Annotated in this window: 16 protein-coding genes and 1 pseudogene; 6 read left to right on the top strand and 11 right to left on the bottom strand. The window is 73.6% G+C overall.

The window, feature by feature from the left end; genetic code table 11:
• The 4 genes from AB0F18_RS31950 to AB0F18_RS31935 form a co-directional block, all read left to right on the top strand.
• Positions 1–1,151 (top strand): cache and HAMP domain-containing protein (locus AB0F18_RS31950; RefSeq protein ID WP_362066956.1); only part of this gene is annotated, 1,151 nt, incomplete at its 5' end.
• A 3-nt stretch (positions 1,152–1,154) separates the two neighbouring features.
• Positions 1,155–2,825, top strand: a complete 1,671-nt coding sequence (gene pgsB, locus AB0F18_RS31945; RefSeq protein ID WP_362066954.1) for a poly-gamma-glutamate synthase PgsB — start codon at positions 1,155–1,157, stop codon at positions 2,823–2,825.
• The gene (locus AB0F18_RS31940) at positions 2,822–3,304 is read left to right on the top strand and encodes a poly-gamma-glutamate biosynthesis protein PgsC/CapC (protein ID WP_344169739.1); all 483 of its coding nucleotides are present in this window, start codon (positions 2,822–2,824) and stop codon (positions 3,302–3,304) included. Before pgsB ends, AB0F18_RS31940 begins: the two co-directional genes overlap by 4 nt.
• Before the next feature lie 27 nt (positions 3,305–3,331).
• Positions 3,332–4,414, top strand: a complete 1,083-nt coding sequence (locus AB0F18_RS31935; RefSeq protein WP_362066952.1) for an NlpC/P60 family protein — start codon at positions 3,332–3,334, stop codon at positions 4,412–4,414.
• A 3-nt stretch (positions 4,415–4,417) separates the two neighbouring features.
• Here the strand turns inward: AB0F18_RS31935 and AB0F18_RS31930 are convergent, their stop codons facing one another.
• Positions 4,418–5,413 carry an SAM-dependent methyltransferase gene (locus AB0F18_RS31930; RefSeq protein WP_362066951.1) on the bottom strand — a complete coding sequence of 332 codons (996 nt, stop codon included), beginning with the start codon at positions 5,411–5,413 and terminating at the stop codon, positions 4,418–4,420.
• Between the two features lie 107 nt (positions 5,414–5,520).
• On the opposite strand from AB0F18_RS31930, the gene AB0F18_RS31925 reads away from it, so the two are divergent.
• Together AB0F18_RS31925 and AB0F18_RS31920 are read left to right on the top strand one after the other, a co-directional pair.
• Positions 5,521–6,726, top strand: coding sequence for a sensor histidine kinase (locus AB0F18_RS31925; RefSeq protein WP_362066949.1), 1,206 nt, complete (start codon positions 5,521–5,523; stop codon positions 6,724–6,726).
• Between the two features lie 3 nt (positions 6,727–6,729).
• Positions 6,730–7,407 carry a response regulator transcription factor gene (locus tag AB0F18_RS31920; RefSeq protein WP_362066947.1) on the top strand — a complete coding sequence of 226 codons (678 nt, stop codon included), beginning with the start codon at positions 6,730–6,732 and terminating at the stop codon, positions 7,405–7,407.
• A 25-nt stretch (positions 7,408–7,432) separates the two neighbouring features.
• On the opposite strand, the gene AB0F18_RS31915 is transcribed toward AB0F18_RS31920, so the two are convergent.
• From AB0F18_RS31915 to AB0F18_RS31870, 10 genes and pseudogenes are all read right to left on the bottom strand, one after another.
• The gene (locus AB0F18_RS31915) at positions 7,433–8,047 is read right to left on the bottom strand and encodes a hypothetical protein (RefSeq protein WP_362066945.1); all 615 of its coding nucleotides are present in this window, start codon (positions 8,045–8,047) and stop codon (positions 7,433–7,435) included.
• Between the two features lie 147 nt (positions 8,048–8,194).
• On the bottom strand, positions 8,195–9,610 hold the full coding sequence (locus AB0F18_RS31910) for a DUF6177 family protein (RefSeq protein WP_362066943.1): 1,416 nt from the start codon (positions 9,608–9,610) through the stop codon (positions 8,195–8,197).
• Between the two features lie 4 nt (positions 9,611–9,614).
• On the bottom strand, positions 9,615–13,658 hold the full coding sequence (eccCa, locus tag AB0F18_RS31905; RefSeq protein WP_362066941.1) for a type VII secretion protein EccCa: 4,044 nt from the start codon (positions 13,656–13,658) through the stop codon (positions 9,615–9,617).
• Positions 13,655–14,806 (bottom strand): hypothetical protein, encoded by a 1,152-nt coding sequence (locus AB0F18_RS31900; protein ID WP_362066939.1) that lies wholly within the window; start codon positions 14,804–14,806, stop codon positions 13,655–13,657. Before AB0F18_RS31900 ends, eccCa begins: the two co-directional genes overlap by 4 nt.
• A 16-nt stretch (positions 14,807–14,822) precedes the next feature.
• The gene (gene eccD, locus AB0F18_RS31895; protein WP_362066958.1) at positions 14,823–16,163 is read right to left on the bottom strand and encodes a type VII secretion integral membrane protein EccD; all 1,341 of its coding nucleotides are present in this window, start codon (positions 16,161–16,163) and stop codon (positions 14,823–14,825) included.
• 22 nt (positions 16,164–16,185) lie between these two features.
• Positions 16,186–16,428: a hypothetical protein gene (locus AB0F18_RS31890; RefSeq protein WP_079428026.1), complete on the bottom strand. Its 243-nt coding sequence runs from the start codon at positions 16,426–16,428 to the stop codon at positions 16,186–16,188.
• A 173-nt stretch (positions 16,429–16,601) separates the two neighbouring features.
• Positions 16,602–16,853, bottom strand: coding sequence for a hypothetical protein (locus AB0F18_RS31885; RefSeq protein ID WP_362066937.1), 252 nt, complete (start codon positions 16,851–16,853; stop codon positions 16,602–16,604).
• Between the two features lie 182 nt (positions 16,854–17,035).
• Entirely contained in the window at positions 17,036–17,740 is a 705-nt protein-coding gene (locus AB0F18_RS31880; RefSeq protein WP_362066935.1) for a hypothetical protein, read from the bottom strand.
• A gap of 57 nt (positions 17,741–17,797) precedes the next feature.
• Positions 17,798–18,169 (bottom strand): hypothetical protein, encoded by a 372-nt coding sequence (locus tag AB0F18_RS31875; protein WP_362066933.1) that lies wholly within the window; start codon positions 18,167–18,169, stop codon positions 17,798–17,800.
• Positions 18,169–19,824: pseudogene (locus AB0F18_RS31870) on the bottom strand (hypothetical protein); the annotation flags it as partial. The pseudogene AB0F18_RS31870 and the gene AB0F18_RS31875, both read right to left, overlap by 1 nt.

The raw sequence follows: 19,824 nt of genomic DNA, 5'->3' as shown, positions 1-19,824 counted from the left end.
GCGCGGCCGCCCCCGCCGCGCCCGGCGCCCGCGGCAGGGACAAGCGGCGCACGGGCGCCCGTACGCTCGTCGCGCTCTGCGCGGTGCTGCTCCTGGCCTGGTGCCTGCCGCTCGGCCTGCTCGTCAACCGGGCCGGGGACTCCGTCGTCGTACCGCAGCAGCTGGTCGACGACCAGCGCGAACGCACCGACACCCTCAACGACCGTGTCCGGCGCGCCCTCAACGAGGGCCAGGCCGACCTGCTGTCCGTGGCCGCGCTGATGGGCGCCGACGCCGGCCCCGACCGCATGACCGACGTCCTGGAGCACACGGTGCGCGAACACGCCCGCTACGCCTCCCTGTACGTGCTCGACGGCTCCGGCAAGGCCCTCGCCCAGGCGGGCGGCCAGCCCCGGGCCCCCCTCGGCAAGGGGCCGCGCAAGGAGCCCGTAGCCCTGTACGACGGCGCCAAGGAGCCCGTCATCATCGCCACGGCCGAGATCCCCGGCCGGGCGGGCACGGCCGTCGTCGGCGAGTTCCGCATCGACTTCCTCAACGCCCTCCTCAAGCGGCCGGGACTCGGCGAGATCCGGGTCGTGGACTCGAAGCACCGGGTGATCGGCTCCAACAGCGGCTACCGGGCCTTCGAGAGCCTCGGCGACGAACGCCTCGACGCCCTCGTGCAGGGCTCCTCCCTCAAGGTCGGCGCCGCCCCGAAGCCCGGCGGCGTCCTCTACCGCAGCGGCGGCGACCACGTCATCGCGGCGGCCGCGCCCTTCTCGGGCGGCGGCGCGGCCGGGGACCTGAAGTGGACGGTGGTCAGCTGGCAGGCCGCCAAGGGCCTGGCCATCCGCGAGTACAGCCTCCAGAACCGCACCGTCCTCGCCGGACTCCTCGGCTTGGCGGTCGGCGCGGCCTGCCTGGGCTGGCTCCAGATCATCGTGGTCGCCCCGCTGCGCGAACTCGCCCGGCGCGCCGAGGCCCTCGCCGACGGCGACCGCCGCACCGTGCTCTACCCGCGCCACCACGACGAGGTCGGCGCCGTCACCCGCAGCCTGGAGATCATCCGCCAGCAGCTCCAGCAGGGCGGCCGGCGACGCGGGCAGCAGCCGACGACGAACGTCACCGGGGGAGCGGGAGCCCCCTCCGCCAACCCGGCCGGAAGGAACTGACCCGTGCTCTTCCTCTACTGCGTCCTGCTCGTCAGCTGCCTGATCATGCTGGTGGCGGGCATCGTCGAGCAGCGCCGCCACTTCGCCAACCTGGACCGGATACCGAACCGGGTGCTGGTCAACGGCATCCGCGGCAAGAGCTCCATCACCCGGCTGTGCGCGGGCGCACTGCGCGGCGGCGGCCTGACGACGGTCGCCAAGACCACCGGCACCGCGGCCCGGTTCATCCACCCGGACGCCACCGAGGAGCCGGTCTACCGCAAGTTCGGCATCGCCAACGTGGTCGAGCAGATCGGCATCGTGCGCCGCGCGGCCGCCTACCGGCCGGACGCGCTGGTCATGGAGTGCATGGCGGTCATGCCGGCGCTCCAGGAGATCAACCAGTCGAAGCTGATCCGGTCGACCATCGGCGTCCTGTGCAACGTCCGCGAGGACCACGTCGCCGAGATGGGCCCGACCCTGGACGACATCGCGCGCTCGCTGTCGCGGTCGATGCCGTACGGGGGGATCTGCGTGACCGCCGAGAAGGAGCGTTTCGACGTGCTCCAGGAGGAGGCGGACGCGCGGGACTGCCGGCTCGTCTACGCCGACCCGGAGACGGTCTCGGACGAGGAGCTGCGCGGGTTCAGCTGGTTCACGTTCAAGGAGAACGTCGCCATCGCGCTGACCGTCGCCGAACTGCTGGGCGTGGACCGGGCGACGGCCCTGAAGGGCATGTACGAGGCCCCGCCGGACCCGGGCGTGCTGTCGGTGGAGCGCTACCTGGCCCCGGGCGGCAAGCGGCTGCGGTTCGCGAACGTCTTCGCGGCGAACGACCCCGAGTCGACGCTGATGAACATCAACCAGCTGCTGGACCTGGGGGCGGTGGACCGCCCGCTGAACGTGGTGATCAACTGCCGGCCCGACCGGGTCGAGCGCAACGGACAGATGGGCGCGATCGTCCCGGACCTGCGGCCGGACCGGGTGTTCGTGATCGGGCACCCGGCGAAGAGCGCCATCGACGCCATCCCGGCCGAGTGGCGCGACCGCGCGGTGGACCTGGGCGGCGAGCAGCGCGACGGCGAGGAGTTCATGCACGAGCTGCTCGGGCACCTGGGCGAGAGCTCCTCGCTCGTGGCCATCGGCAACATCCACGGGCAGGGCGAGGTGCTGCTGGAGCACCTCGCGGAGCTGCCGCCGGACGACGCGGAGGACGCGGACGACGCCCCGGGCTCCCCGTCCCCGGCCGGGGAGGAGCCCCAGGCCCCGGTGTTCACCCGGCCGTTCGACCCGTACGCCGACCACCCCCACGGCCCGGACCCGTACGGCACCGACCCGTACGCGGGCGCGGCGAACGACGGCCGGTACCCGTACGCGCAGGGCCCGTACCCGCAGCAGACGTACCAGCAGCAGGCATACCCGCAGCAGGCATACCCGCAGCCGCAGCCGCAGTACGGGCAGCAGCAGTACGGACAGCAGCCCGCGCAGGACCCGTACGCGTACCCGTACCCGTACGGGCACCAACAGCCCCACCCGGCGGCCCCGCCGCCGCAGGCCGCCCCGCCGCAGCAACCGCCGCCCGCCGACCCGTACGGGATCGCCGCCGCCACCCCCGTGCCGGCCTGGCCCCAGCAGGCACCGCCCCCGCAGCCGCGGCAGCAGCAGTACCCGTTCCCCCCAGGAGACCACCGTTGATCCCCGCCGTCCTCACCCCCGAGATCGCCGCGATCGGCATCGCGCTGGGCCTGCTGTTCTCGCTGCTCTGCTACCTCACCACCAACCTCTCCCCCGGCGGCATGATCACCCCCGGCTGGCTGGCGCTGACCCTCGTCGAGGACCTCCAGCGCGCCGCCCTGGTCGTCGGCATCACCGTCATGACCTACCTGCTGACCCTGCTCACGCAGCGGTTCGTGATCCTCTACGGCAAGCGCCTGTTCGCGGCCGTCGTCCTGATCGGCGTGCTGCTCCAGGCCACCGTCGTGATCGTGCTCCAGCTGGAGTTCCCGCTCCTCTACGCGAACCAGACCCTCGGCTTCATCGTCCCCGGCCTGATCGCCTACCAGCTGGTCCGCCAGCCGAAGGGCGCCACCCTGCTCGCCACCGGCAGCGCCACGCTCATGACGTACGTCGTCCTCACCGCCGGGATCCTGCTCGGCGTCATGCCCACCGCCTGACCGCGCACCCCACCCCCGGAGCCCCGTATGACCGCCAAGCCGAAGCGCCGCCGCACCCGCGCGGTGCTGCACACGCTCACCGTGCTCGCGCTGCTCGCCGGCAGCGCGTACTTCACCTACGCGCTGCGCGCGCAGGAGCAGGCCAAGGCGCCCTCGGTGCAGATGGTGCAGGACAAGAACATCACCGCGGCCCTCACCTCGGGCGGCGCCTCCGGCCAGAAGTGGGAGCGGGTCCAGAGCCCCGCCCGTTCGGTGCTGCGCGACGCCACCGGGCAGGTGCTGGCCACCTTCACCGACGGCGCCCGCACGGCCACCCTCACCGGCCCGAGCCGCACCTTCACCGAGCCCGCCAACACCACCGCCCGGGTCGTCACCGAGAACTGGGTGCGGCTGATGCCCGAGCCGTGGAAGCAGGGCGCCGAGAGCACGCCCTGGTTCAAGGAATGGTTCAAGAAGTACTTCGGGAGCCAGGAGGACGACATCTTCGCCTTCGCCTTCCAGTACGGCGACCAGGCCCCAGTCAAGAAGGACGCGCAGGGCGTCCCGTACGCGGGCGACGCCTCCTTCGGCCCGCTCAACCCCAGCGGCTCCGAGGGCAACGACCTGCGGCTGGAGCAGTCGGACTTCTTCGACTACCTCGGCACCCCGTACACCTTCCGCAACGGCGTGCGGAAGGTGCCGCAGACCGCCCGCTACCGGTCGATGGACTGCTCGGGCTTCGTCCGCACGGTCTTCGGCTACCGCGCCCGCTACCCGCTGATGCCCGACGACACCCCGGGCCCCGGCCTGCCGCGCACCGCGAACGGCATCGCCCGCTCCGCGCTGGGCACGGACGTCATCCCGCTCAAGGGGGTCGCGGCCCAGTTCCGGCCCGCGTCGGTCGACGTGATCCAGCCGGGCGACCTGCTGTTCTTCAAGCTCGACGCCCGGACCAAGGACCGCCTCGACCACACCGGCATCTACCTGGGCACCGACACCGACGGCCACCAGATCTTCATCTCCAGCCGCGAGGAGGCCAACGGCCCCACCATCGGCGACAAGGGCGGCGCCTCGCGCCTGGACGGCAACGGCTACTACGCGACGACCCTGCGCAGCGTGAAGCGGCTCTGAGCTCTAGCCGACCAGCGGGACCGTGATCCCGACCGGCTGGAGCAGCCAGCCGAAGTCGCCGAGCCCGCCGCGCGCCGTGAGCTCCGCCGCCTCGCCCGCCGCCGCCAGGGCCCGGACGTAGCCGGCCGGGTCGGTGGAGGCCAGGGCCAGCGGGGGCCGGCCGCCCGAAACGCCGAGGGCGGTCAGGGCCTCGCGCTGGCTGAGCAGGACGGCACCCGGCCCCGCGCAGGAGTCGAGGGCGACGTGCGCGGTGACGTCACGGCCGCCGTCCGGGACCGGCGCCACCTCGCGGCCCTCCCGGAAGCCGGTGAGGGTGCCGTACGGGGGGCGGGCCCCGCGGGTGTGGGCGTAGTCCACGGCCACCGCCAGGCCCCGGTCCAGGGCGGCGACGGCCGCCGCCCAGGCCTCGTCACGGGCCCGGCCGATCTCCGCCCGCCCCTCCCGCTCCCCGCCGGGCCACCACCGCTCCAGCCAGGCCCGGTCGTCGGCCTCCAGGGGGCCGCCGGGGGACTCCGTGCCGTCGGGGGCGACCAGGACGTACCGGCCGCCCTCGGCGATCTCCAGCGGTACGTTGTCCAGCCACTCGTTCGCGAACAGCAGGCCCGTCGCCCCGGCCGGCGGCCGGTCCACCCAGCGGATCCGCGGGTCCAGCCCCTCGGGGACGGCCGCCCGCTCGACGGCGTACGGGACGACCCGCGCGGCCGTCCCCTCCGGCAGGGCGGCGAGGACCCCGCACAGCAGCTCGCCCCGGCCGGCGCCCACGTCCACCAGGTCGAGCCGCTCCGGATGCCCGAGTTCCGCGTCCACCCGGGTCAGCAGCCGGGCCACGGCCCCCGCGTACAGGGGCGAGGCGTGCACGGAGGTACGGAAGTGCCCGGCCGGCCCGGGGCCGCCGGGGCGCACGTAGAAGCCGCCGGGCCCGTACAGCGCGGCCTCCATGGCGGCCCGCCAGCGGACCGGCTCCCCGTACCGTTCCCCGACTTCACCCTGAGCGTTCATCCCGCCCAGGTTAAGGTCACCCTCCACCTTGGGGAGTACTCGCCCGTCACAGGGATCGCACCTGTGGTTGACTCCAGCACCTATCCCCTTTCCCTACTCTGGGTTACGTGCAGCGCCTCTACGACTTCATCCGCAGACACCCGACGGGCGTCGACAGCTTCTGGGCTGTCCTCTTCTTCGGGATCTCGATGCTGAACGTCGCCGACCTGGGCGAGGCGAGCACCGCACTGCGGCTGGCCACCGTGCCGGCCGTGGCCGCCCTGACCGCCGTCGTCGCGCTGCGCCGCAAGTGGACGGGCCAGATGTTCTGGCTGACGGTGGGCGCGGGCCTCTACCAGCTGGCCATCGGGTCGCCGACCCAGTTCTGCGACCTCGCGATGCTGGTGATCCTCTTCACGGTCGCCGCCTCCGGCGACATCCCGCGCTGGGTCTCGCGCGCCGCGCTGGCCTCCGGACTGCTGGCGCCCCCGCTCTACTTCCTGCGGCTCGGCGTCGACAAGAACGCGAGCGCCCTGCAGGAGAGCCTGTTCGTCGTCTTCACGATGGTGCCCTTCGCCCTGGCCTGGGTGATGGGCGACTCGCTGCGCACCCGCCGCGCCTATTACGCCCAGCTCGTGGAACGCAACCAGCGGCTGGAGAAGGAGCGCGAGGCGCAGGCCAAGGTGGCGGTGGCCGCCGAGCGGGCCCGGATCGCCCGTGAGCTGCACGACGTCGTCGCGCACAACGTGTCGGTGATGGTGGTCCAGGCCGACGGCGCCGCCTACGTCATGGACGTGGCCCCGGAGCAGGCCAAGGAAGCCCTCCAGACCATCTCGGGGACGGGCCGGCAGGCGCTCGCGGAGATGCGCCGGCTGCTGGGGGTGCTGCGCACGGGCGAGCCGCAGGAGTCCGAGGACTACGTGCCGCAGCCGGACGTGGAGCAGATCGAGGTCCTGGTCGAGCAGGTGCGGGCGGCCGGGCTGACGGTGGACTTCGAGGTGGAGGGCGCCCCGCGCAAGCTGCCGAGCGGGGTGGAACTGACCGCGTACCGGATCGTGCAGGAGGCGCTGACGAACACGCGCAAGCACGGCGGCCCGGACGCGAAGGCGAGCGTACGGCTGGTCTACTTCGACGACGGGCTGGGCCTGCTGATCGAGGACGACGGCCGGGGCGCCGCGCACGAACTGTACGAGGACGGCGGCGCGGACGGCGCCGGCCACGGTCTGATCGGCATGCGGGAACGCATCGGTATGGTCGGAGGCACCCTGGACGCGGGCCCGCGCCCCGGCGGCGGCTTCCGGATCAGTGCCCTGCTCCCGCTCAAGAAGAGGTGATTGATGTCCATCCGAGTGATGCTGGTCGACGATCAGGTGCTGCTGCGCACGGGCTTCCGGATGGTGCTCGCCGCCCAGCCGGACATGGAGGTGGTCGCGGAGGCCGGGGACGGGCTGGAGGCGCTGGAGGTGCTGCGGGCCACGAAGGTGGACGTGGTGCTGATGGACGTGCGCATGCCCCGGCTGGACGGGGTGGAGGCGACGCGGCGGATCTGTGAGCGGCCGGAGCACCCGAAGGTCATCATCCTGACCACCTTCGACCTGGACGAGTACGCGTTCTCGGGGCTGAAGGCGGGCGCGAGCGGGTTCATGCTGAAGGACGTCCCGCCGGCGGAGCTGCTGGCGGCGATCCGGTCGGTGCACAGCGGGGACGCGGTGGTGGCCCCGTCGACCACGCGGCGGCTGCTGGACCGGTTCGCGCCGATGCTGCCGTCGACCGTGCAGGAGCCGGAGAACAAGGAGATCGAGCGGCTGACCGAGCGGGAGCGGGAGGTCATGCTGCTGGTGGCGCAGGGCCTGTCGAACGGGGAGATCGCGGGGCGGCTGGTGCTGTCGGAGGCGACGGTCAAGACGCACGTGGGCCGCATCCTGACGAAGCTGGGGCTGCGCGACCGGGTGCAGGTGGTGGTGCTGGCCTACGAGACGGGCCTGGTGCGGGCCGGGGGCGGCGGGGCGGTCTGACCCGCCGCCGCCGCGGTCGGGCGTCCTAGTAGCGCTGGACGTACTCGCAGGTGTTCGGGACCACGGCGTCCAGGCTGGCCGCGTCGGCCAGCAGGACGTCGAAGTCGTTGGGGTTCTCCCCGCAGTCGATCTTGTCGAAGCCGCCGTTGCGGCTGATGATCGTGTCGTTGCCGGCCCGGCCCTCGAAGGTGTTGGAGCCCGGCACGGAGCTCCAGCCGTCGGAGTCCAGGAGCCGGTCGGGGCCGGAGCCGCCGACGAGCCGGTCCTGGCCCTCCCCGCCGGTGATGTCGCTCGGGATGGACGTGCTGTTGGTGGCGACGTCGTCCCGGTCGCCGAGCGAGGCCTGGATGCGGGTCACGGTGCCCGTCGCCCCGCAACGGACGATGTGCGGGTCGTTGTTGAAGCGGGTGCAGCCGGGGCCGGGGATCAGGGTGCTGGTCGAATCCTCGACCTGGAAGGTGCCGCCGGCATCGCTGAAGGTGACGGTGTTCGTCTCCCCGGGCTGCGCGGTGTAGAGGATCGAGCCTCCGCTGCGCGTCACCATGGCGGGGCTGGCGGAGGCCGGGCCGGCGATGGCCACCGTGAGGGCCAGGGCGGTCAGGGCCGGGGCGGCGGCGCGTACCGTGCGGGAGAGGTTCATGGTGCTGTCCTTCGGTTGCGTGAGGCGGACCGGATCGAGGGTCCGTCGCGACCTGCACTACCCCGAGCAACCGTCAGATTCATATTGTCGGCCCGGAGTTACCTCGGCTGCCGTACGCGAGCCCCCGTACGGCCGCCCCCGCCCGGCCTACGGCAGCGGGGGTACGGCCGTGCGCAGGTGGGCCAGCAGCGTGGACAGGGTCTCCCAGGCGGCGGGGTCGGTGCCGTCGCCCAGCGGGTAGTGGAGTCCGGGCCTGCGCTGCGGGCCGATCTGGGCGGGCTTCAGGGCCAGCGGGGGCCGCCGCGCCTGGGTCAGGGTGGCTTCGGCGACGCCCTGGGCGCCCAGGGTGAACGACACCGGCACGGCGGGCGTCTCGAACCGGGGGACCAGGCTCAGGTCCCGCCGTCCGGGGCCGAGCGAGACCAGCATGCTGACCAGGCCGTGCCCGGAGACCAGGGCCTCGGCGAGCCCCTCCAGTGCGGCCAGGGGCACTTCCTCGGACGGCCCGTAGCCCAGGGACAGGGTGGCGTCCTCCTCGACCCCGGTGGCCGTGCGGGTCACGCGGGCGGTGGCCAGTGCGGGCCGGTCCGGCCGGCCGACGGCGGTGACGAGGGTGGGTTCGGGCATCCGGCCCCGCGCGAGGTCGGTGAACTGGCGCGGGGACCAGGGGAGGTTGACGGGTTCGGCGGTACCCCAGCCGGCCGGGGCCTCCCCGGTGAGGGTGCGCCAGGCCGTCTCCAGGGCGCCGCCGAGCAGGGTGTCCGCCTCGGCGGGGTGCTCCGTCCGCAGCTGTACGGTCAGCCGGCGCTCCCCGGCCCCGGCGGCGGGCCGCTTGAAGGCCGCGGCGAGCCGCGGCTGGTCCTGCGCGTCACGGACCGGGGCGAAGGTGCCGTCCCGCCAGCCCAGTACGGCGCCGGACAGGCCGTCGTAGTAGCCGCCGGCGGGGTCCTGGACGACCCAACGGTTCGGTGCCCCGGTCAGCGCGGTGCGCAGCGGCAGGCTGAGCCGGCAGTGGGCGGGGGTGACGATGTGCAGGGCCGCGCCGAAGGCGGCCGTGGTGCGCAGGACGTCCGACAGCCAGGCCGTCAGCGGGACCACGGGCCGGTCGGCGAGGACGACGGCGGTGGACTCGGTGACCACGTCGACGGTGGGCAGGGCCCCGACGGGTGCGGGTGCCGCCGAGGCCTCGGAGGCCACCGGCACCGGGGTGAGGCGGCCGGAGCCCTCGGGCCAGACCGCTCCGCCGAGGACCTCGGCGAGCCGTCCGGCGACGGCCCCCGCCAGCTCGGCCGCCTCGGGGACGGCCGTGGAGGCGCGGGTCTCGGTCCACCAGACGGGGGTGGCCGCGGGGGTGCCGAGGAGCCGCTCCGCCTCCCCCGGCACCTGGACGAGCACCGGTGCCTCCACCGAGACCAGGGGACGGCCGCCCGCGCCCAGCAGCTGGACGACGGCCCCGTCGCCGGCGGGGGCGGCGTCCAGTTCGGCGCCGCCCGCCGCGAGGGCCACCAGCAGCGCGGCGGCGTCGGGCATCTTCGGGGTGAGGGCGATGACGTCCTTGGTCACGGTGTCAGGGTGCTTCCTGGCTCGGCGGGGTGGCGAGGGCGGTCTGGACGACCTGGTGCCGGCGGCCGCGCCGGACGAGCGTGCCGCGGCCGGGCGGCTGGGCGCTCGCGTACAGCTGCGGGAACAGCTGGCCCTCGGCGCGTTCGCCGTTCATGACCAGCGCGGTGGTGCCCGATTCGCGCAGGGTGGTCAGCAGCGGCTCGTACAGGGCGCGGGAGGAGCCGGCGACGCGGCGGGCGATGACGAAGTGCAGTCCGATGTCCTGGGCGGACGGCAGGTAGGGCACGAACGCCTGGAGCGGCTGCTGCCCGGCGGTGGTGAGGATGTCGTAGTCGTCGACGAGGACCACGATGCGCGGTCCGGCGAAGCCCGGGCCCTCGCCCGGTTCGGCGTCGGGGTCGATGCCGTCCTCGGGGAGCCGCTTGTCGAGCTCCTTGGCGATCCCGGCCGACAGCGCGGTGGCGATCTTCGCGTTGTGGGCGTAGCCGCCCCGGTAGGGCTCGGGGACCACGCCGCGCAGTCCGCGCCGGGGGTCGTAGACGGCGAAGACCAGCTCGTCCTCGCTGTAGCGGGCGATGAGCTGCCGGGCGACGAGGGCGAGGAGGTTGGTCTTGCCGCACTCGTTGTCGCCGAGGATCAGCAGGTGCTGGTCCTGCCCGAACAGGTCGAGGAGGACGGGTGCGAGGACGTCCTGGTCCACGCCGACGGGGATGCGGTGCGGTTCCTCGTCGGCGGAGGGCAGCCGGTCGGCGGGCAGCCGGGAGGGCAGGACCCGGACGGGGGAGGCGAGTTCGCCGTGCCAGGTGGCGCGGACGGTGCCGGCGGCCTCCTCCAGGGCGGCGGCCAGGTCGGTGGTGCCGGCGCGGGAGTCGATGCGCGGCAGGGCGGTCTGTGCGAAGAGCTTGCCGTCGGTGAGGACCCGGCCCGGGGTGTCCGGGGAGATGGTCTCGGACAGCTTGCGGTCGATGGCCGAGTCGGAGGGGTCGCCCAGGCGCAGTTCGACGCGGCCGCCGAAGAGGGACTGGTTGGCGATGCGGACGTCGTTCCAGCGGAGCATGCCGGCGACGACGTGGATGCCGTAGCCGCCGCCGCGCTTGAGCAGGTCGGTGACGGCTTCGTCGAGGTCGTCGAACTCCTCGCGCAGGGCGCCGTAGCCGTCGACGAGGAGGACGATGTCGGTGGAGCGGAGCTCGGGGAGCAGGCCCTTGGCGCGTATCGACCGCAGCTGGTCGACGGAGTCGATGGAGTGTTCGCGGAACAGCTGCTCGCGGGCGGCGAGCATGGCCCGTACCTCGGCGACCGTGCGGGCGGCCCGCTCCCGGTCGGCCCGGCCGGCGATCCCGCCGACGTGCGGGAGCCCGGCGAGGGCGGCGAGGCCGCCGCCGGCCAGGTCGAGGCCGTAGACGGCCACTTCCTGCGGGGTGTGGGTGAGGGCCAGGGAGAGGGCGAGGGTGCGCAGCAGGGTGGTCTTGCCGGACTGGGGGCCGCCGGTGACGGCGGTGTGCCCGCCGGCGATGGTCAGGTCGAGCTCCCAGGGGCCGCGCCACTGCCGGGCGGGGTCGTCGAGCACGCCGAGCGGCACCCGCATCGGGGCGCGCCGGTTCTTGTCGAGGGGGCCGCTGGTGCCGGCGCCCAGGCGCAGTCCGTGCTCGGTGACGGACAGCGGTCCGGCGGCGGCGTCGAGGGGGACGGCGTCGGGCAGCGGGGGCAGCCAGATGCGGCGGACGGGCGGGGCGGCGTCGGTGAGCTGGTCGACGATGACGGAGAGCACGCTCGGCCCGGTCTCGCGGGCGGTGGCGGTGGGCTTCTCCTCGGCGGGCTCGGCCGGGCCGGCGTTGTCCTGGAGGGTGTTGAACGTCGGGTAGGGCAGGGCGAGGGGTCCGCGTTCGGCGTCGTCGCGGTCGGCGGACGGGCCCCGGTAGCGGCCGGAGACGTAGCCGGCCTTGAAGCGGGTGTAGGTGGAGGTGTCCACCTTGAGGTAGCCGAAGCCGGGCAGCGGCGGCAGCAGGAAGGCGTCGGTGGTGTCGAGGACGGTGCGCGACTCGTCGGCGGAGAAGGTGCGCAGGCCGAGGCGGTAGGAGAGGTAGGTGTCCAGGCCCTTGAGCTTGCCGCCCTCGATGCGCTGGCTGGAGAGCAGCAGGTGCACGCCGATGGAGCGGCCGATGCGGCCGATGGACAGGAACAGGTCGATGAAGTCGGGCTTGGCGGTGAGGAGTTCGCCGAACTCGTCGATGACGACGAACAGGTGGGGCAGCGGCTCCAGTTCGGGCTTCTCGGCGCGCAGGACGGCGTAGTGGCCGATGTCGGCGACGTGCCCGGCGTCCTTGAGGACCTGCTGGCGGCGCTTGACCTCGCCGGCGAGGCTGGTGTGGACGCGTTCGACGAGCCCGGCCTGGTTCTCCAGGTTGGTGATGACGCCGGCGACGTGCGGGAGCTTCTCGAAGGGGGCGAAGGTGGCGCCGCCCTTGTAGTCGACGAGGACCATCGCGAGGTCCTCGGGCGAGTGGGTGGTGACCAGGGCGAGGACGAGGGTGCGAAGGAGCTCGCTCTTGCCGGAGCCGGTCGCGCCGACGCACAGCCCGTGCGGGCCCATGCCGAGCTGCGAGGACTCCTTCAGGTCGAGGAGCACGGGGCCGTGGCGGTCGTCGATGCCGATGGGGACGCGCAGGAAGTCCCGTTCGCCGCGCGGCGCCCACATCCGGTCCACGTCGAGGCGGGCGGGGTCGGTGATGCCGAGCAGGCCCATGAAGTCGACCGGCCCGGAGACGGGGGTGCCCTCGGCGATGGACTCGGCGGACAGCCGCAGCGGGGCGAGCATGCGGGCCAGGCCCTCGGCGGTGGCGGGCCCGAGGGCGTCGGTGCGGCCCTCGGCGGCGGGGGCCTGCGGGGTGCGCAGGTCGCGGACGGTGACGTGGCTGCCGTCGGGGCCGTCCACGGTGATGCGTATGGCCACCTCGTCGGGCTCGTGGACCTGTTCGGCCAGGAGGTGGATGACGGTGGTGTTCATGTCGGCGAGGCCCACCGCGGTGTCGGGGCGGGGCAGTTCGACGGCGTTGTCCCCGTACTCGTCGCTGACGACGAGCAGCCGGCCGGCGAGGCGCAGCGCGCCCCTGTCGGACAGGCCGCGGCGCACCTCGGCCGCGTACGAGGCGCGGCGGCGCAGGTCGGGGGCGAGGACCCCGGCGGCGAGCTGGGGCAGGCTGGGGGCGATCCGGCGGGCGGCGACGGGCCCGTCCTGTTCCTGCTGGTCGAGGACGTGGGGCAGCCACTTGGCCCACTCCCAGTCGTCGAGCCGCTCCCCGGGCACGCCGAGGGCGATGGCCACGTCGTCGGGGGCGTGCAGGACGGCGGTGTGCGCGAGCAGGGCGCGGGCGACGCGCAGGACGCCCGCGCGGTCGCCGATGATGCTGACGTTCCCGGCCCGGTCGAGGGGGACGGTCAGCGGGAAGTCGCTGGCGCGGGAGAATCGGGCCATGAGGGCGCCGGCCTCGTTCAGCATGAACCGGTCGGGCGGGGTGAGCACGTTCGCGCCGCCCGCCGCGAGGGCGAGTTCCTGGACGGCGACGGCTCCGGTGCCCAGGCGGGGGCGCAGGAAGTCGGGGTCGGTGCGGCGGCGCTCCCACAGCCGTGCGGGGTCGCGTACGAGGTCGTAGAGGGCCTCCGGCGGCGGGTTGAGGCGGCGGGCCTCCTCGCGGAGCTCCTTCTCGCGGGCGCCGAGCTCCTCGCGCATCTCCTCCAGGTACTCCAGGTAGCGCTCGCGCTGGGCGCGGCGGGTGCGCTGGGCCTTGCCGCGCTGGGACCAGAACAGGGCGATGGCGCCGATCAGCGCGAAGACCAGGACGATCGCGCCGACGGCGGCGAACTGGCTGTTGCGGACGACGGTCATCATCACGACCGAGCCCATGACGCCCGCCATCGGCAGCAGGGCGGTGGCCGGGCTGCCGATCTTCCCCTCGGGGAGGTTGGGCGGGGCCTCGACGCTGCGGGGCGCGGCGGGGGCCGGCGGCAGGGTGCCGCGGGCCGGGCGGTGGACGAGTTGCTGGGTCACCGGGCGGCACCGGCGGCCGGGAGGGCCACGGCCCTCTGGAGGACCTCGGCGGCCAGCCGGACGCTCGCCTGCCGGGTCCCTTCGCCGAGGAGTTCGGTACGGACGGCGCCGCCGGAGGCGAGGTGGCGGTCGTAGGGCAGGACGACGACGCCGACGCCGGTCGCGGCGAGCTTCTCGGCGGCCTTGCCGAGGTCGACGGCCGGGTGCGGGGACTGCACGGTGAGCACGACGACGGTCCGCGGGAGGACGGGCACGGGCAGGGAGCCCAGCCAGTCGAGGACGGCGTGGGTGGAGACCAGGCCCTCGGCGGTGGCGGGGGTGGTGAGCACGCGGGCGTGCGCCGTGTCGAGGGCGGTACGGGCCACCTCGCCGGGGAGGGTCTCGCAGTCGACGACGGTGACGCCGAAGTAGCGGCGCAGCGCGACCATGACGGTCCGGTAGGTGGCGACGTCGACCTGGGCGCCGATCCGGCCCTGGCTGCCGGGCAGCAGCCAGCCGCCGTCGGGCAGCGGGACGAGGTAGCCGGTGATGTCGGTGAGCTGCATGGAGGGGCGCACGATCTGGGCGAGGTCGCCGCAGGTCCACCGCAGGGAGGGCACGCCGAGCCGGACGGGGAGGGTGCCGAGGGCGGCGTCGGCCTCCAGGGTGAGCACCGGGTCGTGGCGGAAGTGGTTGTAGGTGCGGCTGAGGAGGGCGGTGACGGTGGTCTTGCCGGAGCCGCCGCGGATGCTGGTGACGACGATGTGCCGCCCGGTGGTGACGGGCTGCTGCACCTGTGCGGCGAGGCCCGTCTCGGCGGTGACGGCCTTGGCGGCGGAGGAGCCGAGGGCGCCGCGCAGGGTGCGCAGGGTGCGGCGCACGAGCGGGTCGCCGTGGCGGGGCCGGCCCGCGGGGGCCTCGGATCCGGGGACGGGGACGGTCTCGGGGGCGGCCCGGCGTCCGGGGTGGGGCTGCCGGTAGCCGGGCTGCTCGGAGCGGGGCTGCGGGTGGCCGGGCTGGGCGTACCCCGGCTGCGGGTGGCCGGGCTGCTCGTACCCCGGGCCGGGGGTCTGCGGCGGTACGGGACCGGCCGCCGGGCCGGCGCCGGTGCCGGTCAGCTCGCCGAGGACCCCGGCCTGCCAGTCGTCCTGGCGGTTCGTGTCTGACATGTCTGAGTCGCAACCCTTACGCGAAGGTGCCGAGCAGCCGCCCGTACACGCCGAACACCCCGATGAGCAGCGGGAACAGCACGATGACCCCGAAGGACTCGGCGGCGTCCCCGAACCGGCGCAGCCGGACCCGTACGTGCTCGGGCGGCTGGACGGCCAGCACCCCGAGCGCCGCCAGGGCCAGCGCCAGCAGCACGGCCAGCGGCCCGGCCGCGCCGGCCCGCCCGGCCCACACCAGCAGGGCGGCCACGGTGACGGCGGCCCCGGCCAGCAGCAGCGCGACCACCTCCGCGACCAGCGGGAACGCCCGCGCGCGCAGCCACAGCACGGCGGCGACCGCGGAGGCGAGGGACACCGTCCAGACGTCGGGTTCCCGCAGCGCGACCACCCCGGCCGCTGCCGCCGAGACGGCCGTGGCGAGGGTGGCCAGCACCAGGCCCCGGTGGGTGGCGCCGAGTGCGGTCGCGACCTTGTACCGGCTGACGGAAGTCCCGCGCGCCCGCTGGTCGTCGAGCCCGGTGAGCCCGGCCGCGGCCAGCGCGAGCCGCGGCAGCAGTCCGAGCAGGACGACGGAGACCACGGCGAGCACGGCCCCCGTACGGGCGCCCGCGTGCCCCTGGGCCAGGGCGACGCCCTCCCAGATCACGGTCAGCCCGGCCACGGCCGCGGCCCCGACGAACCCGCCCCGCCCGAGCGGCGTGAACCACCCGAGCAGCGCGAGCGCCACGGCCAGCGCGCCCGCCACGGCACCGAGCCGGCCCATGGCCCCCCAGTGCTGCGCGTCGCCCAGGGTCCACGCCCCGAGCACCCCGACGGTGCCGGCGGTCGCCAGCAGCGCCGCGGCGAGCCCGGACCGCTTCAGCCGGCCGGCCAGGGCCCCGACGGCCCCGCACACGGCGGCCACGCCGAGCAGCGCTCCCGCCACGGCACCGGGCGCGAAGGCGTCCCGGGCGAACCAGCCGGCCACCAGCGCCCAGCCGGCCAGCCCGGCCCCGGCGGTGACCCGCCGCGCGGACGGCCGCCAGCGCCAGGCCCGTACGTCCAGGTCCTCGGCGGCCTCGTCCGTGACGTCGTGCACCACGGGCGCGGACGGCACGTCCTGCACCCGCACGAGCCGCAGGACGGCCCCGTCGGACACACCGGCCTCGTCCAGCGAGACCCCGTGCTCCAGTACGGACCCGTCGGCCGTGACCAGATGACGCAGCATCGGCTGCGCGGCCACCCGGTCGTCCAGCATCCGTATGACGTCGGGCAAAAGCCGCCCGACAGGCTCCTGGGAGGGCAGGACGAGATCCATCCGCCGCCGCTCACCAACCAGGGTGATCCGGCTCAGTGCCGTACCGCTTCCCGCCCCCATGCTCACCACGCGCTCGAACCTATCACCGAGTACGGACCTGCCCCGGCGTGCCGACCTTGCCGATCAGCCGGTGCGAGACGAACGACCAGCCGACGCAGCCGGCGCACAGCACGGCCGCGATCACCAGCCCGGCGACGGCCTTGCCGATCCGCTCGTCGGCCACCCGCCGGCCCCGCTGGGCCCCGAACAGCACGGCGTCCCGCAGCCTGCGCCGCCGCACCGCGACGGACTCCAGCAACTGGCTGTCGTAATCCTCAGCCGCCACCCCGGCCTCCCTTCACCCTGTCGGCCCCGAACGCTAGTACGCCGCCTGACGACGCCGAAACCCACTCCTCCGGTTGCGCCGCCCACCCGATCCGCCGCGCGGCCTCCAGCCGGTCGATGCGGACCAGCCCCGACTCGCCCTCCGGATCCCGGTCGGTGGGGTACCACCGCAGGTCAGCGCCGAGGACATCGGTTCCCCCCGCCTCCCTCGCTGACCATTCTCCATTCCGCCGAAAACATGTCAGATCCCCAGAACACCTCGGTCTCGGTGAATTCCGGCCGTCGGATGTCCTCAAGAAGGGGTACCAGGTCGTCGACGAGGGCGGCGAGGTCGTAGCCGTACGGCAACCGGAGCGGCACCAGATTCCAGACGAGGAGGGCATCCTCGGCCTCGGAGGAGTACAGCTCACCGACCGCGTCAGCCATGTCGGCGGCGGATGCACACCTCCGAACAGCCGGGCGTCCTGCCTGGATCGAGAAACCCATCGTCGTTCCCCTCGCGTGGTCGGGCACCCCCGCCGGGACCCGACGTGTTCGAACGTCAGGTCCCCGCGCAGGTCCCCCTACACGGCCCGCAGCCGCTCCGGCATCCGCGACGCCGTCACCCCTCATCCCCTCCCCGACAGCTCTTGGAGGGCGTCCAGCGAAGACTCCCCGCGTACGGCCGGTCCGCAGGCCCAACCGTCCTCGGTGCGGCCGAGGCAGCCGTCCAGGGCCGCCGGCGCCGAGGCTCCGCCCCGTCGGGCCGAGCGGAGCCGCAGCAGCCAGGGCACACCGGCCGCGAAGGCCGCGTCCCCCGCCGCGCTGCGGGGCTCGTACCCGGCCGCGCCGTCGGCGGAGGCCCAGAGGAACCCGAGGAGCCGCTCCCCGCGCCGCACTTCGGCGTACCGGACCGACCCCTCCGTGCTGCTCCCGTAGTCCTCATCCCCGTACCCGCCGGGGAGGAGCTTCCCGAGCCGCCGCCAGCGCGCGGGGACCTCGAACGTACCCCAGGAGTCCTCGTACGCCGCCCACTCGCCGGGCAGCACGAAGCTCAGCGTCAGGTTCCGGCCGGGCAGTAGCCGCACGACAGCGAGCGCTTCGGCCAGGGCAGCGACGGGCACGCCGCGCCGCTCGAAAAGCGGACGCGCCATGGCCGACCGGTCGCAGAGCACGACCGAGCCCGTTCCGTCACCCGTGACCAGCCCGAGCGATGCGAGGACGTCCCTGACGTCCCCCAAGAGGGCGAGGGCCCTCAAGGCCCCGCTCTCGGCGGCGTCGGGCACCGGGGAAGGCTCCCAGAACCACTCGCCCACGGGCTCGGTCGTGATCACAGACCTTCACCCGGGAGCTCCGGGAGGGGGAGGTGGGGAAGGGGGGACCCGCGCCCCTCACCCGTCTTCGCGGCGCCATTCGCGGACGAGGTTGCCCTGCTCGTCCCAGACGCTCTCCTCCTTGAGGGAGTAGATGTCGTCGTCGAAGAACTTTCGCGACTTGAGAACGCCATTGGGATGCCATTCCAGGAATTCACCCAATGCGACACCGTTGACGACGTTGCCCTGAAGCTTCAGCGCACCGTCCGGGTACCACATCCGAGACAAGCCGTTCCGAATCCCGTCGAGGTAGACGTCAAGGCAGACGATTTGTTCGCCCTGATATTCGGCCACCTCTCCCGTGAACAGCTCGCCTTGATAGAGCATTCGATTTCCCATATCGATGTCGACGTCGGGATCGTCAGCGTCGACACGCCTCACCGAGCTCATCACGGAATCCAATTCTCGTCGGACGGCGGGTACCCAGTGAACCGGCCATGGGGTGAGGGCACTCCGGGGAGCATATGGTAACAGTTGGAACAGAAGGGGGCGCCCCTGCCGATAACGCCCGTTTCCCTGTCCTTCATGAAGGGGAATTCCACGGACGCCCTGATTTCCTTGAGCACGCTCACGTCATCCGGCAACCCGAGTCGAGTACGGGCCCACAGCAACTCATTGGTGGCCTTCACTTCCGCATGCCCCAGCGGCTGGTCCGGGTGCGGCTTGTTCGGAGCCATCTCTTCGTAAATCGCGCGGAGGGTGGGGTGAACCTTTTCCTTGGGAATCACATTGTCCGGCCGCCCGTTGATTCCTTCGATCACGATGCCGGTCCGAGTGTCCATGACGGCGCCCACGCAGGCACCCACATCGCCCTTGACGAACTGCTTGGCGTCCTTGGCGTCCCGGTAGACCTGCGCCCTGGACTCCGCGAGGGAATCGAGGTACTGGTCCACCGGCTTGCCGTCGATGTGGGTGATCATGTCGTCCACCACGGTGACGCGGGGGCTCTTCGGGTCGAAGAGGTCCAGCAGCTTTTCGCCGTGACCGGCCGGGTGGGTACCGTCGGCGTCCGGCAGGCGGGTCTCCGGAGAGATCGCCTCCGCCGGCGTCGACGCGGTGCCGTGCTCGTTGCGGTACGGCCCGTCATCGGGGCCCAGGTTGTCGGGAAGCCCACCGCCCTGGTGCGGGACCGTCGGGCCGTCACCGTGACCGCCTCCGCCCGTGGAGGGGCCGTCGCCGTGGCCGCCCGTGGAGGGGGTGTCCGTGTGGCCGCCGGTGGGGGTGGTGTCGGTGTTGCCGTGGCCTCCGGTGCCGCCGCCGGGGTCGGTGTGGCTGTTGTGCGGGGTGTTGTCCGCCATGCCGCCCGGGGTGTGGGACGTGCCGCCGCCCGGGGTGTGGGACGTGCCGCCGCCGGGGGTGTGGCCCGTGGCCTCCACGGTGTGGGAGGGGCCGCCGACGGTGACTTCCTGGCGCTGGGGGACCGTGACGTCCTCGTGCTTGGGGACCTCCGCCAGGGGGTGGTCGGATCCCTTCGGGACCGAGGTGAGGTCCTGCTTCGGGAGGCCCTTGTGGTCCAGGAGCTGGTGGGTGGTCTTGTCGTAGAACTGGGGGCGGCCCAGCGCGTCGTCCGGGAGGCGGACGGTGTCCTCCGGGTGCGGGAACTTGATCTCGGGGACGTCCGCCTTGGGGAGGTCCTTCCAGATGACGTCGTCGATCTTCGGGAAGGCCCCGTCGACCTTGCCGAGGTTGGCGAACACGTCACCGATCTTGATCTTGGCGAGCTGGCCGGCCTTGCCGATGTAGGTCATCGGGTCGATGATCCGCCCGGCCTTGCCCGCCACGCTGATGACCTTGGCGACCGTGCCCGCCTTCGCGGCGGTGCCCGCACCGCCGGTGAAGACCGTGGTCAGGACGTTGAAGGTGACCGCCCCGGCCGCGCGGGCCGGGTTCTTGCCCCACTCGTCCCACGCGACCAGCGCCTTGCCCGTCTCCTTCAGCGCGGTCCGCGAATCACGGATCCAGGGCGGGAGGTCCTTGTCGTCCGCCAGCCAGAACGCAGTACCGACACCCGGCAGGGAGGCGATGGCCAGGCCGGTCGCCAGCTT

It is taken from the genome of Streptomyces sp. NPDC029216, assembly GCF_040648015.1.
GTDB lineage: Bacteria > Actinomycetota > Actinomycetes > Streptomycetales > Streptomycetaceae > Streptomyces.
Note: the sequence above shows the minus strand (reverse complement) of the source record. Positions and strands in the feature narration are given on the sequence as shown.